This is a genomic window from Pseudomonas lurida (assembly GCF_013522705.1).
Taxonomy (GTDB): domain Bacteria; phylum Pseudomonadota; class Gammaproteobacteria; order Pseudomonadales; family Pseudomonadaceae; genus Aquipseudomonas; species Aquipseudomonas quebecensis.
Genome location: NZ_JAAMRE010000020.1, coordinates 1 through 14,794 on the forward strand (window position 1 = coordinate 1; position 14,794 = coordinate 14,794).

At 60.7% G+C, this 14,794-nt stretch carries 12 protein-coding genes; 5 read left to right on the forward strand and 7 right to left on the reverse strand.

Annotated elements, in window-relative coordinates; translation table 11 throughout:
* Both G7025_RS16745 and G7025_RS16750 read left to right on the forward strand, forming a co-directional pair.
* On the forward strand, positions 1-3,948 hold a 3,948-nt coding region (locus G7025_RS16745; protein WP_181080257.1), incomplete at its 5' end, for a beta strand repeat-containing protein.
* Between the two features lie 124 nt (positions 3,949-4,072).
* A complete protein-coding gene (locus tag G7025_RS16750) occupies positions 4,073-4,411 on the forward strand; it encodes a tryptophan synthase subunit beta (RefSeq protein WP_181080258.1) in 339 nt (112 codons plus the stop codon).
* 47 nt (positions 4,412-4,458) lie between these two features.
* On the opposite strand, the gene lapD is transcribed toward G7025_RS16750, so the two are convergent.
* On the reverse strand, positions 4,459-6,405 hold the full coding sequence (gene lapD, locus G7025_RS16755) for a cyclic di-GMP receptor LapD (protein WP_181080259.1): 1,947 nt from the start codon (positions 6,403-6,405) through the stop codon (positions 4,459-4,461).
* Positions 6,406-6,416: 11 nt separating this feature from the next.
* Entirely contained in the window at positions 6,417-7,109 is a 693-nt protein-coding gene (lapG, locus tag G7025_RS16760; protein WP_181080260.1) for a cysteine protease LapG, read from the reverse strand.
* Here lapG and G7025_RS16765 point away from each other — a divergent pair.
* Both G7025_RS16765 and bcsQ read left to right on the forward strand, forming a co-directional pair.
* Positions 7,093-7,269, forward strand: a complete 177-nt coding sequence (locus tag G7025_RS16765) for a hypothetical protein (protein ID WP_181080261.1) — start codon at positions 7,093-7,095, stop codon at positions 7,267-7,269. The two genes, lapG and G7025_RS16765, sit on opposite strands and share 17 nt — an antisense overlap.
* A gap of 130 nt (positions 7,270-7,399) precedes the next feature.
* Positions 7,400-8,359, forward strand: coding sequence for a cellulose biosynthesis protein BcsQ (gene bcsQ / locus G7025_RS16770; RefSeq protein ID WP_181080262.1), 960 nt, complete (start codon positions 7,400-7,402; stop codon positions 8,357-8,359).
* A gap of 226 nt (positions 8,360-8,585) precedes the next feature.
* On the opposite strand, the gene G7025_RS16775 is transcribed toward bcsQ, so the two are convergent.
* The 5 genes from G7025_RS16775 to G7025_RS16795 form a co-directional block, all read right to left on the reverse strand.
* Positions 8,586-9,785, reverse strand: a complete 1,200-nt coding sequence (locus tag G7025_RS16775; RefSeq protein ID WP_181080263.1) for a methyltransferase — start codon at positions 9,783-9,785, stop codon at positions 8,586-8,588.
* Complete coding sequence (locus tag G7025_RS16780) at positions 9,766-10,455, reverse strand: ABC transporter permease (RefSeq protein WP_181080340.1); 690 nt, start codon at positions 10,453-10,455, stop codon at positions 9,766-9,768. Before G7025_RS16780 ends, G7025_RS16775 begins: the two co-directional genes overlap by 20 nt.
* 38 nt (positions 10,456-10,493) lie before the next feature.
* Positions 10,494-11,189, reverse strand: a complete 696-nt coding sequence (locus G7025_RS16785) for an ABC transporter permease (protein ID WP_181080264.1) — start codon at positions 11,187-11,189, stop codon at positions 10,494-10,496.
* A gap of 74 nt (positions 11,190-11,263) precedes the next feature.
* Positions 11,264-12,025 (reverse strand): ABC transporter substrate-binding protein, encoded by a 762-nt coding sequence (locus tag G7025_RS16790; protein WP_181080265.1) that lies wholly within the window; start codon positions 12,023-12,025, stop codon positions 11,264-11,266.
* Positions 12,026-12,038: 13 nt separating this feature from the next.
* Positions 12,039-12,812 (reverse strand): ABC transporter ATP-binding protein, encoded by a 774-nt coding sequence (locus tag G7025_RS16795; RefSeq protein ID WP_181080266.1) that lies wholly within the window; start codon positions 12,810-12,812, stop codon positions 12,039-12,041.
* 551 nt (positions 12,813-13,363) lie between these two features.
* On the opposite strand from G7025_RS16795, the gene gabP reads away from it, so the two are divergent.
* The gene (gene gabP, locus G7025_RS16800; protein WP_181080267.1) at positions 13,364-14,755 is read left to right on the forward strand and encodes a GABA permease; all 1,392 of its coding nucleotides are present in this window, start codon (positions 13,364-13,366) and stop codon (positions 14,753-14,755) included.
* The last annotated feature ends 39 nt before the right edge of the window (positions 14,756-14,794 follow it).

A 14,794-nucleotide genomic window follows, 5' to 3' on the forward strand; every position in this document is an offset into this window, starting at 1 on the left:
ACCACTTACACCGCCGGCCAAACCGCCGTCATTACAGGCGTTGGTTCGATCACCATCGGTGCCAACGGTGCGTATACCTTCACCCCGGTTAAAGACTTCAACGGCGACGTCCCACAGATCGGCTACACCACCAACACCGGCTCCAGCAGCACGCTGAATGTGAACATCGTGGCGGTCGATGATCCGAGTGTTCTTAAGGCTGATACCGGCAGTGCGCAGGAAGACACCGTTGCCACCGGCAACGTGCTGACCAACGACAGCGACGTGGACAACGTGTTGACCGTGGCGAGCTTCAACGTCGGTGGCACCACTTACACCGCCGGCCAAACCGCCGTCATTACAGGCGTTGGTTCGATCACCATCGGTGCCAACGGTGCGTATACCTTCACCCCGGTTAAAGACTTCAACGGCGACGTCCCACAGATCGGCTACACCACCAACACCGGCTCCAGCAGCACGCTCAATGTGAACATCGTGGCGGTCAACGATGCGCCGACGGCAGCCAATGGTGTTGTCGCGAGCAATGAGGACACCTCGGTCGAACTGACCTGGGCGACTTTCGGTGTCAAGGATGTGGACTCGTCCAATCCGAAGGTGGTGTTCACGAGCCTGCCTGCCGGTTCCATCGAGTACAACGTCAACGGCACGTGGGTCAAACTGACGTCGGCGGACCTGAAGACCGATACCTCGGCGGGCAAGGCGTTCAGCCAGTCTGATTTCGATAACCACAACGTGCGTTTCACCCCGGCGGCCAACGAGTCGGGTGACAACAGCTTCGGCGGCACCGGTGTGGGCAACATGCAAGTCGATTACACCCAGCTGAAGTTTCAGGCTACCGACGGCACTGCCTACAGCGATACCAAGATCATCACTGTGGATATCCACCCGGTGACGGACGTTCCTGTCGTGACGGTCGGCGCATTCAGCGCTGTGCCGACCGGCCTGATCATTCAAACCTGGAGCGGCGGCAACCTGCGCACTGATTTGGGGACCAATGGTAACGGGGTGGCCAATTCCAGCGATCTGATCCGCGTGATCGACGCCAAGACCGCCGCCAGCGCGATCACCAGCGGCGTGACCAGCAACGTCAGCAACGGCAATGTGGCTGAGGGGACCGCGACCAAAGTGTCCGGCCTGGTCTATATGGAAGCCGGTAAGAGCTACACCTTCACCGGCACCGCCGACGACAGCCTGGCCATTACCGTGGGCGGCAAGTTGGTCGCCACCGAAACCTGGAGCAAGGGCAGCGCGATTACCGGCACGGCCTTCACTCCGGCGGAGTCGGGTTACTACACCCTCGACATCTACCACTACAACCAGGCCGGCGGCGGCAACTACGACGTCAATGTGTCGATCAACAGCGGCCCGTCGATGTCGCTGGGCAACAGCGGCCTGCAGACCTACACCAGCGTGGACGCCTTGAAAGCGGCCGGCGCGGTGCTGGGCGACAGCCATGTGGTCAATGGCGAAGGCTATTACACCGGCTACGTCTACAACCGTGGCCTGGAAGACACCGCCATCAAGGTCGCGCCGATCACTACCACGTTTGTCGACAACGACGGCTCGGAATCCCACAAGGTGGAAATCAGCGGCCTGCCCGCCGGCACCGTGATCACTGACGGCACCACGGGCCACAGCTTCACGTCGACCGGCGCATCCACGCTGTACGATGTCAGCACCTGGAACCTGAAGACCCTGACGGTTACGCCGTTCAAGGATTCCACCGCCAGCTTCGATATCACCGTGAAAGCGACCGCCAAAGAATTGAGCACCGGCGTTGAAGCGGTCACAACCGGCAAAGTGAGCATCGTGGTCACTGCCGTCAACGACGCGCCTACCCTGGACCTCAGCACCGCGGACGGTTCTGTCGCCACGGGCTTCAACACTTCATACACCGAGCGCGGTACCAGCGGCGTTGCGATTACCGGCAACGTGGCCATCAGTGACGTCGACAGCACCCAGATGCAAAGCGCGACCATCACCCTGAAAAACGCGAGTTCGGGTGACGTGCTCAGCTCCAACCTGGTGGCTGTGGGCGGTACCTACAAAGGTGTCACCGTGACCAGCGTCGGCACGGATGTCAGCGGCAAGATCGTGCTGACTCTGTCGGGAGTGGCTGATGCGGCGACCTACAAAGCGTTGCTTGAGTCGTTCCAGTACTCCAGCACCAGCAAGTACCCAGCCATTGGTGAACGCACCATCGACATTGCCGTGACTGACAACGAAGGTAGCAACAGCCTGAGTTCGTCGGTAGCGACGACCACCATTACGGTCAAGCCTCAGGTCTACACGCCAGTCACGGAAGGCGGTGCGGCGGCGGATACCATTGATCTGGGCTCCAGCTCGGCCAACAACATCGTGGTCGGCGACAAGGGTGGCATCACCACTCCGGGTGCCAACTACAACATCGCGTTTATCGTCGACACCTCGGGCAGTATCGAGACGAGCGCGATGACGTCGATCAAGACCCAGCTCTCGAGTATCTTCGATACCTTGATCGCCAACGCCAAGCTGACGGGGTCCGGCGTGGTGAAAGTGCTGTTGGTCGACTTCGATACCAAGGTTGAATCGCAGGTGTCAGTCAACCTGGCCGACCAGGCTGCTGCCAAGGCCGCCCTGCAGACAGTGTTGAACAGCATGGCTTCGGGCGACGCGACCAACTACCAGGATGCCTTCAACGCGGCAACTGCCTGGTTCAAGAGCAATGACGCGACCAGCAACGCCGGTGCAAAAAACCTGACGTATTTCATTACCGACGGTGAGCCGAATGTCTACAACGCTACGTACGACAACATCAGCCTGGGGTATACCAGCTCTTGGTGGGGGTCCAACGTTACCTTTGACAACAAGGTCAACGCCTACACCTACACCCTGGGCCAGACCACTCCGGTCACTGCAACGATCTACGGTCAGACGCAGGTCATTGTCGACAAAGACGGCAAGGTTTACTCGTACGATTCGTACGGCACCAAGAGCTTCGAAGGGTATGTTGTCTCCGATGGCCGTGGTGGTTTCGATGTCGCGGGCGCTACCGGCAACTCCGGCCGTTATGATTACGCGCTGGAAAACGCCAAGGCCGCTTACACGGCGCTGACGACTTCCGTCACGGGTGGGGTTGAGGTACAAGCCATCGGCCTGGGCAACAGCGTCGATAAGGACATGCTTCAGAAGTACTTCGACAGCGACAAGACAGTCAGCACCATCGATACCGCGAAGCTGGCCGATACCATTACTGGCCACACGGCCGATACCGGTGCCGACAACGTCTTCGGCGGCTCGGGCAACGACATCATCTTCGGTGACCTGATCAGCTACAAAGGCCAGGAGGGCGGTGCCGCGCTCAAGGCGTTCGCCGCCGAGAAGCTGTCCACCACCGTCGACCAGATCGATGACCGCAGCTTGCATCAGTACATCACTGAACACGTGCAGGACATCGGTGCTCTGGCCAACGCGTCGAACATCTATGGCACCAATGACGGCGGCGATACCCTGATCGGTAACGCCGGTAACGACATCCTGTTCGGCCAGGGCGGCAACGACGCTCTCTCCGGCGGCGTCGGCAACGACATCCTGGTGGGCGGCAAAGGTAATGATGTGCTTAGCGGCGGTGCGGGTGCCGATACCTTCGTGTGGCTCAAGGGCGACACCAACACCAACGGCGGTTTCGATCGCATCACCGACTTCAAGCACGGCGAAGGCGACAAGCTGGACCTGTCCGATTTGCTGCAAGGCAATAACGACACCAACCTGGCGAACTATCTGAAGCTATCAACCGATGCTTCGGGCAACTCGACGCTGAGTGTCAGCAGCACGGGCGCATTCACCGCTTCAGGTGGTGGCACGGCCGATGTCACGATCAAGGTCGATGGCGCGAGCTGGGGCAGTGGCAGCGCCGCGATCAACAGCCTGATCGCCGGTGGCGACCTGACCGTCAAGCATCACGACTGATCCTGCGGCGGCGCCAATCTTTCGGGATTGGCGCCCCTTGGGCATCAGCGTCGGGAAAATGTGTGTAATCTCTGCAGAGGCCGCGCGCGGCACCTGCAGGGATTTTTTTATTGGGAGAACGTTGATGTTCTACGTGCAACGCGATCAGAACAACGCTTTGGTGCGCGTCGAGGCGCAGGCTTACGCCGAAGCCACCGAGACGCTACCGGCCGACCATCACGAGATTCAGGCGTGGTTCGCCGACGATGCGGTCGACAACAGCCTCAAGCAGCTCAAGCAAAGTGACCTTGAGATGATTCGAGTGCTCGATGACCTGATCCAGGTCTTGATCACCAAGAACGTGATGAGCATCACTGACCTGCCACCCGCCGCGCAGGTCAAGTTCCTTGAGCGTACCCAGGCCCGGGCGGCGCTGGGCGGGTTGAGCGAACTGATCAATGACGATGAAACCGGTTTGATCTGAGCCGCGTACGCCTGCTTCACGGCGCGGCCGTCAAGAAGGCTTCGCCGCTACTTCCAGGGCGCCGGTTCACCGACCAGTTGGCCTTGCACCCCTTCAATGCCCATCTCGCGAATCACGCGCAATTCACCTTCGGTTTCCACGCGCTCGGCAATCAGCGGTAAATCGATGCTGTGAGCGGCACGCTGGATCGCTTCGATAAAAAACCGCTTGTGGCTTTCCTGATCGATGGTACGGATGTAGCTGCCGTCGATTTTCAAGTACGCCAGGCCCAGGTTCGCCAGGTTGCCGATCATGCTGAAACGCCCGCCGAAACGTTGCAGGCCAAGGCTGAAGCCCAGGCTGCGCATGCGTCGGGTCAGGCGCTCCAGTTGTGATTGCTCAGGCACTTGCTCTTCACCGATCTCCAGCGTCAGGCGCGGTCCCAGCGTGGGATGCTGCGCCAGGCGTTCGAAAACACGCTCCAGCGCCTGAGGGTCGTTCAAGGTGGCGGCCGACAGGTTCAAGGCCACCGATGGGCTGTGTTGGGTCAGGTGCTTGATCACCAGGTCGAGCATCAGCTGATCAAGGCGCGCGGTCCAGCCGAAGCGCTCCAGCCACGGCAAAAAGTGGCCCGCCGCGATGGTCTGGCCCTGTGGGTCGAGCAAACGTGACAGCACTTTGTAATGCAGCACCTGCCGGGTATCACTGCTGCTCACCACCGGTTGGAAAAACAACCGGAAGCGCCCTTGGGTCAGGGCGTTGTCGAGCAAGGTGTGCCAGCTGTGGTGATCGTCGCCGACGGTGCCTTGGGTCTGGTGTTCCAGGCAGACCCATGTCTGGCCGGTACCGGCTTCGGCCTGGGCCAGCGCCTGGTCGGCCAGCATCAACAAGTCGGCCGAGGCATCGCCCGGTTTGTACGGTGCCAGCCCGATGTAGGCCACGGTCGGCGTATCGGTGGCGCCCGTTTCATAGAGGCTTTGCAGGGTGTTTTCCAGCGCCTGGGCCAGTTGCTGCGCTTCATCGCGCACCAGGCCAGGGGCGAGCACGGCGAACTCGCCGCCACGGCTGCGGGTAATCAGGTTCTGGGTTTCGGGGTACTTGGCGCACGTGCGCACCAGTTGCTGGCTGACGGCCTGCAGCAGTTGGTCGGTGCGTTGCCCGCCCAGGCGCTGGTTGAGGCCGCTCAAGTCGTTGACTCGCAACATCAGCAGGTAGCCCGAGCTTGCATCCTCAAGGTTGCTGACGCGGGACTGCAACTGCATCTCGAAATAGCGACGGTTGGCCAGGCCCGTAAGGCTGTCCTGATAGGACTCTACCCGCAGCTTCTCGCTGCGCTCGGTCTGTTCATGGAACAGCGCCTTGAGCTTCTCCACCATCTGGTTCATGGCCTGCACCACTCGGCGCAGCTCAGGGGTGCGGGGCAGGTCGGGCAAGCTCAGGAACTCACGACGGGCGATGGCATGGGACTGCTCGACCATATAATCCAGCGGCTTCAATTGACGCCGCAGCAACAGCGCGCCCAGTACCGCGCTCACCGCGCCGCAGAGCAGCAGCCAGCCGAGGCTCCCCAACGCGCTTTGCCACAGCTTGGCCAGCGCGAACATTGGGTGGCTGACCACCTCCACCCGCGCCGCCTGCTGCCAGCCACGGCTGACGATGGCATCGCCGCCGGCCGGGGCCAGGCCGATCATCTTCACGAACCACGCTGGGACGCTGCTGGCGTCCGGCTCGGCGGCGCGCTCCACCAGTACCTGGTTGGTGCTCAGGTCCACCACGCGGATGCTGGCGTAATAGCCGCTGTCGAAGATCGAACTGACCATCAGTTCGGTCATTGCCGGGTCATCGATATTCGGTGTCAACGACAGCGCCAGCGCGGTGGCGGCGTCCTGGGCGTGGGAGCGCAGCTGATTGACGTACTGGGTACGCGAACTTTCCAGGCTGACGAAGAAGCTACCGCTGAACGCGACCACCAGGAACACGCAGATAGCGATCAGCAATTGTTTGAACAGTGACATCGTAGCTCCTGTTAATTATCCGAACCGGTCGGAAACCCTTCGGCGGTCATTTTCTTCAACACATCCTGCCAACGCGACAGACGCTTGGTATCACCGACTTTCTTGTTGCCCGTTGCGCCGGTCAGCCACAGCCCTTCGCCGTTGAAGGCATACACCGGCAGCAGGTCAGGACGTTGGCTGGCCGGCAGAATCGGGTCCATCAGGCTGTCCAGCACCAAAGGCATGGCCTCGGGGCTTGAATAGTAGGTCAGTACCATATGCGCACGATTCTGGCGCAAGGCCTTGACGTAGGTAATGCGCAGTTTCTCGGCCGGTACGCCCAGATGACGCAGGCTGAAGTATTTGGCGATGGCATAGTCTTCACAATCGCCGGCGCCTTTCCACAAGGACTGAATGGGCGTCGCCCAATAATCCACCTCGTGCCACAGGTCGATATCTTCTTCGTAGTGCAACTGACGGTTGAAGAACAAGTTGACCACTTTGAGTTGTTCGCTCTCGCTGACCTGCTTCTGCGTGGCCAGCAGCTGTTGCCAGGCATCGATGCGCTGCCGCCCCGCGCCCAATGGTCCGTACAACGCTTCGGCTTTGCGGCTGATCTGGCTGAAATCCCAGTCGGCGAGTAAGTCGCCCAGCAGCCCACCGCCCAACACCACCGTGATGGCGAGGCTGTAGAGGAACCGCGAGAGTTTGAAGCGTATCGCCACTGCGCTTACCCAAAACGTGCAGCCTGGAAGGTGTCGCAATGGTGCGGGGATGGCGGGTAAAAAACAATGGCACGATGAAATCACCGCCCAGCAAATGACGGTATTTTTCGTCAGTAAATTGGCAGTTTTCCGCTCGTCTGAAAGGCTGATGGTTTTTTGATCAAAATAATGACACTTCATTGGGCCTGACCCAGAATGCAGCCCATAACATGCTGACAAGAATACGTACGGGCAGACCTGATTGGCCGACCTTTCACGTCTTCCAACGGCGCTGCGAAGGAGCCCCGGCCATGAGCCGCACCGATGATTTATTTGCCTTGTTCGGCAACAGCGTTTCCCGTGACCCGAAGGGCAAAAATGCGCGGCTGCACTTTTTCGGCAGTATTCCATTTGATGACGGCACCCGCGTGAACCGTGAAGATGGCTCGCGCATCCACCCTCATGGGACTCACGGTAATCCGTCATCCTCGCATGTCGAAGCCGCCCCGTTGCGCGCTACCGTGGTGGCTGTGGTCTCGGTTAATGGCGGCGTGGGTCGTAGCACGCTGGTCACGGCATTGAGCAGCGGCTTGCAACGCCTGGGTGAGTCGGTCGTGGCAGTGGACCTGGACCCGCAAAACGCGTTGCGCCAGCACTTCGGCGTTGATCACCTGCGGCCCGGTGTGGGGCGCAGCAGCCTGCTCAACGCGCCGTGGACCACTGCCTTGCAAGCGGGGTTCGCCGGTTGCCAGGTGATCCCTTTCGGCGAAACCGACAGTCGCCAGAAGGAAGGCCTGCAGCGCTGGCTCACGCGCGAGCCGGCCTGGTTGGCCGAGCACCTCTCGGCCATGGGGCTGAGCGCAGGCCACACGGTGATCATCGATACGCCTGCCGGTAACAATGTATATGTGCATCAAGCCCTGAGCGTGGCCGACATCGTGTTGGTGATCGCCCAGCCGAATGCCGCTTGCCTGGGTACTCAGGATCAGTTGGACGCCCTGTTGACGCCCTACCTTGAGCGGGCGCGCGCGCCACGTTGCCACTTCGTGATCAATCAACTGGATGAGCACTCGGCGTTTAACCGAGAGATGCTCGAAGCCTTCAAGCTGCGTCGCAGGACGAGCCCCTCGGTGGTCGTGCGCGGCGACGCGCTCATCAGCCAAGCCCTGGCCTTTGCCACCGACCCGCTGGATAACGCAGCGTCCAGCCCGGCAGCTGCCGATATCAATGAGTTGTGCCGGTTATTGATCGCGCTCAAAAGAGCCGCGTAGAGCGCGGTTTATTCGCTTAAGCCAGACGCTTATGCACAATCGGTTGGATGCGTCATTAAGAAACACTCTTTTTGTGGAGCGTTTCTCATCTGGGTTTAACTGCCTGTTTTAAGTGCACTTTATGATGTGAACAAAAAATGACCAGTACGGCTTTTTGTCTGTGACCCAGGCGTTCAGAGGCCTCGCAAATAAACCATCAACAGAGTTATCCACAGGCTGGGCTGCGTCAATTTACCCCTTGATCGCGCTCGGCAAGCACCATCAAGTTGCGCGGTGTCAGAGCGGCATCGCAGAAGCTGCCCAGTTCAACGCGGTAGCCTTGTTCCTTCAGAAACAGCGCGCGATCCAGCACCAGCCATATTTCCAGCGGTCGTCGAAACAGCCCGCGTACCAATTCCAGGTTTCTCACCTCGGCCAAGCGAGCCCAGCCGTATGCCTCCAGCGCGGCCCAATCCTGCTGGCCTGTGGATAAACCTTTGCGACTCGCCAGCGCCTCGCAGTAGTCGGCGAACGGCGCGTTCAACCACGCAGGGGGCAGAGGCGGGGTGGGCAGGTACTCGTCGCAACCGCGTAATTGACGTTGCAGTTGATCGAAGCCCAGGCGGCGGGCCATGGACGTGTCCCGCTGCTGGCGTACACGCTTGCCGGCGGTGACGGTTTCGCTGAGCGGCAGGCCGAGATCCTCGATCGACAGTCGCAACGTTGATGCGCGGCCCGCCTCGGACAATGGTTGATAGGTCCGTGCGCTGATGCGGTTGTAGCAGCAGGGCGCCAGGGCCAGCTGTTTGCAGCCCTGTGCGCTGGCCAGTTGCAGCAGGCGCACATGCAGGTCACCGCAGGCGTGCAGGGCGACGGGTGTGTGTTCGGCGCTGATGGTTACGGCGGCCATGACGTCTTGCAGGCGATGGGTCGCGGGCAGGCCATGGTGATCGCTCAGTGCCTGCCCGGCGGCGACCAACGCCGGGTCATATTCAAGGCAAGTCAGCTGTTGCCCGGTTTGCAGCAAGCGGCGGCCCAGGTGGCCTTTGCCGGCGCACCAGTCCAGCCAGTGCGTGGGGGCTTGCGCGAACTGCAGGGCGGCGCCGAAGGCCTCGATCTGCTGCCACTTGCGGCCCGGCACATCGACATTCAGGCGGTGATGCGCGGCGGGCAGGGGGCGGGTCGGCAACTTATCCACAGCACTGAGCTGGCGAGCCTGCGCGGCAAGCTGTGGAAACGGCGCGGGCGCCGCAAGATCGTAGGGGTTGTTGTGGCTGGCTTCGGCGTCGTCCAGCGAGCGTTGACGCAGCCAGCGCGCAAGCTCGGGGTGTCGGGATTCCCAGGCCAGTTGGCGATGGGTAAAGGGCCGTGGTTTCCACAGCCCTTGATGCTCGATCAGGAAGGCATCGAGTGCCTGGAAGCGCGCCTCAACGTCCCTGGCAGGCATCGACGCGCAGCCAGCGTTCCAGCAGTTTGAAACCGCGTACCAGGATGTACGCCATCAACAGGTAGAACAAACCGGCGGCAAAGAAGATCTCCACCGGCAGGTAGGTCCGGGCAATGATGGTTCGCGCCATGCCGGTCAGTTCCAGCAGCGTCACGGTACTGGCCAGGGCGCTGGCCTTGAGCATCAGGATCACTTCGTTGCTGTAGGCCGGCAGGCCAATGCGCGAGGCGCGGGGCAGGATGATATAGAACAGCGTCTTGGGCCTGGACATGCCCAGGGCGCGGGCGGCTTCGATTTCACCCGGTGGGATGGCCTGGATCGCCCCGCGCAGGATCTCGGCGATATAGGCGGCGGTATGCAGGGTCATGGTGGCGGTGGCGCACCAGAACGGATCGCGCAGGTAGGGCCACATGAAGCTGTTACGCACCGCATCGAACTGTGCCAGCCCGTAGTAGACCAGGAACAGCTGCACCAGCAGTGGCGTACCCCGAAAGAAGAAAATGTAAGCGTAAGGCAGGGCGCTCACATACCAGCGGCGCGACGAGCGGGCGATGCCCAGGGGGATTGCCAGCAGCAGCCCGGCGATGACCGCGATGGCCACCAGCTCCAGGGTGAGGACGGCGCCCTGTGCCAATTTGGGCAGCCATTTGATGATCACGGCCCAGTTCAGGCCCAGGTCGAAATGCGCCAGCCAGCTGTAGTCGCCGCTCATTGGGTGCTCCTTGCAAAGCCGCGGGCGGCGCGTTTTTCCAGGAAGTGCAGGGTGGTCATGGCCAGTACGGTGAGCCCCAGATACATGAGCGCCGCGACCATGAAGAACGTGAACGGTTGCTTGGTCACCGTAACGCCGATCTGTGCGTGACGCATGATTTCTTCCAGGCCGATCACCGACACCAGTGCAGTGTCTTTCATCAGGATCATGAACAGGTTGCCCAGGCCCGGCAGGGCGATGCGCCACATCTGCGGCATGATCAGGCGGGTGAAGATCCGCAGCTTCGACAGCCCCAGTGCGACGCCCGCTTCGCGGTGGCCCTTGGGGATGGCGAGGATCGCGCCACGGAATACTTCGGTGGCGTAGGCGCCGAAGCACAGGCCGAGGGCGATGACGCCTGCGGCAAAGGCGCTGAGGGACAGGTCGGGATTGCCGAAGAACTCCCCGAGCGCGCGCATCAGGTTGACGGTGCCAAAGTAAATCAGCAGCACCCACAGCAGCTCGGGAATGCCGCGAACAAGGGTCGAGTACGCACCGCCAAGCCACTGCAGCGGCTTGTACGGGGATGTCTTGGCCAGGGCGCCGGCCAGGCCGAGCACCAGCCCCAGGCACAGGGCCGTGAGTGCCAGTTTGACGGTCATCAGCGCGCCGGCGGCGAGCGCCGGGCCGAATCCGTAAAGGTCGAAATTCATGGTGTTTTCATATCGCGGCAGGCATTGCTAAAAGCCGACGCGCTCAAACGAACGCGCCGGGCAGGCCGTTAGGATCATTCGATGCTGAACGGGAAGTACTTGTCGTTGATTTTCTTGTAGGTGCCGTCTGCCTTGATCTCTGCCAGGGCTTTGTTCAGGCGCTCGCGCAGCGGGTCGCCTTTGCGTACGGCGATACCGATCTTGTCGCTTTCCACGACAGGCTCACCTTTGAATTCAAAGTTGGAGCCGTCTTTGCTTTTGAGCCACTCATACTGCACGTACTTATCCGCCAGAATGCCATCGACACGCCCGGAGATCAGGTCGAGGTAGGCGTTTTCCTGAGTGTCATAAAGGCTGACCTTGACGTTGTAGTCATCTTCCATGTTGCGGTCGTCCAGCCAGGTGCCGGCGAGTGTTGCGCGTTGGGCACCGATGGTCTTGCCGCTGAGATAAGCCTTGTCTGTCTTGAAGTCGGTGGCCTTGGGCGCGATGAACTGCAGCTTGTTGGAGTAGTACGGATCGGTGAAGTCGACGGCCTGCTTGCGTTCGTCGGTGATCGACAGCGAGGACACCAGGAAGTCGAATTTCTTGGCGTTCAGGGCCGGGATGATGCCGTCCCAGTCGGACACATACACTTCGCACTTCTCGACTTTCATCTTGGCGCACAGGGCGTCGCCGATGTCTTTGTCGAAGCCGACCACTTGGCCACTGGCGTCTTTATTGTTGAACGGCGGGTAGGCCGCCTCGATCCCCATTTTCAAGGTTTCTGCCATGGCCGTGGCGCTGAACGCCATCGAAACGGCTGCGGCCAGAAGGAATTTTTTATAGTTCTGCATGCATGTTGCTCCGTTAGCGGTTGCTGGACATGAATTGTTTGCAGCGCGCCGAAAGCGGGTTTTCAAACACCTGCTGTGGCGATCCTTGCTCCTCGATCAAGCCTTGGTGAAGGAACACCACCTCACTGGAAACCTGGCGGGCAAAGCCCATTTCGTGGGTAACCAGCAACATGGTGCGGCCTTCTTCGGCCAGCGCGCGGATCACACTAAGTACTTCCTGAACCATTTCCGGGTCAAGCGCGGAAGTGGGCTCGTCGAACAGGATGACCTTGGGCTGCATCGCCAGGGTGCGGGCAATGGCGGCGCGTTGCTGCTGGCCGCCGGACAATTGCGCCGGGTAGGCATGGCGCTTGTCGGCAATGCCGACCTTGGCCAGCAGGGCTTCGGCCACTTCGATGGCTTCGGCCTTGCTCTGCCCGAGCACACGGCGGGGCGCCTCGATGATGTTGTCGAGGATGCTCATGTGCGGCCACAGGTTAAAGTTTTGAAACACAAAACCGATTTCGCTGCGCAGGCGGTTGATCTGCCTGCCGTCGGCAGCCATCAGCTCGCCGTTCTTGGCAGCCTTGAGCTTGAGTTCTTCGCCGGCCACCAGGATCTGGCCCTGGTGTGGGTTCTCCAGCAGGTTGATGCAGCGCAGGAAAGTGGACTTGCCGGAACCGGAAGAACCCAGGATCGAGATCACGTCGCCGTCGCGAGCGGTCAGCGAGATACCTTTGAGTACCTCCAGCTCACCATAACGTTTATGCAAGTTGCGGATTTCAAGCGCGGGCGTGGCCTCGGCCATGTGGGGTCCTCATTGTGTTCTGCGTGCCTGCTGCAGGGCCGCCTTCATGGCGAGGCGCCAAGCTAGCATAGCGTCCGGATGGCAGCCAACAGCGTGGCGGGCGGTAAACAGACGGCGTGCGGCAGGGTGTCGCATCGGCACAGCGGCGTGTCGCGTCGTCAACAACCGAACAAGCGTTTGAACCCGCAACGCCGCAGGCTTCGCGTCAAAAAGGGCGCGATGGTGCCAGCTTTGGCCAGGTGTTGGAAGGGTTAAAGGGGCAAACGGTCGCTATCGGCGCTTTTATGGGGCGCTACTTATTTTTGTGTGTGTTTTTGGTGCGCGTATCGGCCTGAATAGTGAGTCGCTCGGTAACGCTATAGCGGAATGCCATTGTTCTCAATGACTTGCGTGCGCTGTGGAAAAGTCCTACAGCCCGCGTCAATCGCGGCTTTGTAACATTTTGGCGCAAATCTTGCGTAAAAAATAAAGAACGCCCTGTTGGTTTCTTTTCACGAGGAGGATCCCAGGTCGGGCGGACCGTTTTCGCAATTCCTCGCAAAGGTGTGTCAATGAGTAGTACGCAAAGCTCCAATGACCTCGAACAGGGGCTCAAGCCGCGCCACGTCACGATGCTTTCGATTGCCGGCGTCATCGGTGCCGGTCTGTTTGTCGGCTCCGGCCACGCGATTGCCGCTGCCGGCCCAGCGGTGCTGCTGGCCTATGCCGCCGCGGGCACGTTGGTGGTGCTGGTGATGCGCATGCTGGCCGAAATGGCCGTGGCGTCGCCCGACACCGGTTCGTTTTCCACGTATGCCGACCGTGCAATCGGCCATTGGGCCGGTTTTACCATCGGTTGGTTGTACTGGTGGTTCTGGGTGCTGGTGATTCCATTGGAAGCCAACGCGGCCGCCACGATCCTGCATGCCTGGTTCCCTGACGTGGCGATTTGGGCGTTCACGCTGGTGATTACCCTGCTGCTGACGGCCACCAACCTGTTCAGTGTGAAGAACTACGGTGAGTTCGAGTTCTGGTTCGCGCTGATCAAGGTCGTGGCCATCGTGGGTTTCGTGATCCTCGGCCTGGCGGCGATTTTCGGTTTCCTGCCGACCAGCCAGGTCAGCGGCGTCTCGCACCTGTTCGACACTCAGGGCTTTATGCCTAACGGAATGGGCGCGGTGCTGGCTGCCATCCTGACCACCATGTTCTCGTTCATGGGCACTGAGATCGTCACCATCGCCGCGGCCGAGTCGAAGAACCCGGGCCAACAGATCACCAAGGCGACCAACTCGGTCATCTGGCGTATCGGCCTGTTCTACCTGTTGTCGATCTTCATTGTTGTCTCCCTGGTGCCTTGGAACGATCCGACTCTGGCTGCGGTAGGTTCCTACCAGACCGTGCTTGAACGCATGGGCATTCCGAATGCCAAGCTGATCGTTGACCTGGTAGTGCTGGTGGCGGTGACCAGTTGCCTGAACTCGGCGCTGTATACCGCTTCGCGCATGCTGTTCTCCCTGGGCCGTCGTGGTGACGCCCCGGCCGTGGCCAAACGCACCAACAAGAGCGGTACGCCTTACTGGGCGGTGATGCTGTCCACCGGCGCGGCATTCCTTGCCGTGTTCGCCAACTACGTGGCTCCGGCCGCGGTGTTCGAATTCCTGCTGGCCAGCTCCGGCGCTATCGCCTTGCTGGTGTATCTGGTAATCGCAGTGTCGCAACTGCGCATGCGCCAGAAACGCACGGCGGCAGGCGAGAAGATTGTCTTCAAGATGTGGCTGTTCCCCGGCCTGACCTACGCGGTGATGGTGTTCATCGTGGGCACGTTGACCATCATGCTGTTCCAGGAAGCGCATCGCGTGGAGATCATCGCGACGGGCGTCCTGAGCCTGCTGGTGGTGGCGGCCGGGTTGATAGTGTCGAGCCGTCGCAAGGCGCAGAGAGTAGGGACTGCGGTGCTTAGCTGACCGCCATTCCAATGTGGGAGGGGGCAAGCCCCTCCCATT

Coding starts and splice junctions, on each gene's coding strand:
- bcsQ (WP_181080262.1), top strand. CDS start 7,400: ATGAGCCGCACCGATGATTTATTTGCCTTGTTCGGCAACAGCGTTTCC.
- G7025_RS16785 (WP_181080264.1), bottom strand. CDS start 11,189: ATGAATTTCGACCTTTACGGATTCGGCCCGGCGCTCGCCGCCGGCGCG.
- gabP (WP_181080267.1), top strand. CDS start 13,364: ATGAGTAGTACGCAAAGCTCCAATGACCTCGAACAGGGGCTCAAGCCG.
- G7025_RS16790 (WP_181080265.1), bottom strand. CDS start 12,025: ATGCAGAACTATAAAAAATTCCTTCTGGCCGCAGCCGTTTCGATGGCG.
- G7025_RS16795 (WP_181080266.1), bottom strand. CDS start 12,812: ATGGCCGAGGCCACGCCCGCGCTTGAAATCCGCAACTTGCATAAACGT.
- lapD (WP_181080259.1), bottom strand. CDS start 6,405: ATGTCACTGTTCAAACAATTGCTGATCGCTATCTGCGTGTTCCTGGTG.
- G7025_RS16775 (WP_181080263.1), bottom strand. CDS start 9,785: ATGCCTGCCAGGGACGTTGAGGCGCGCTTCCAGGCACTCGATGCCTTC.
- G7025_RS16750 (WP_181080258.1), top strand. CDS start 4,073: ATGTTCTACGTGCAACGCGATCAGAACAACGCTTTGGTGCGCGTCGAG.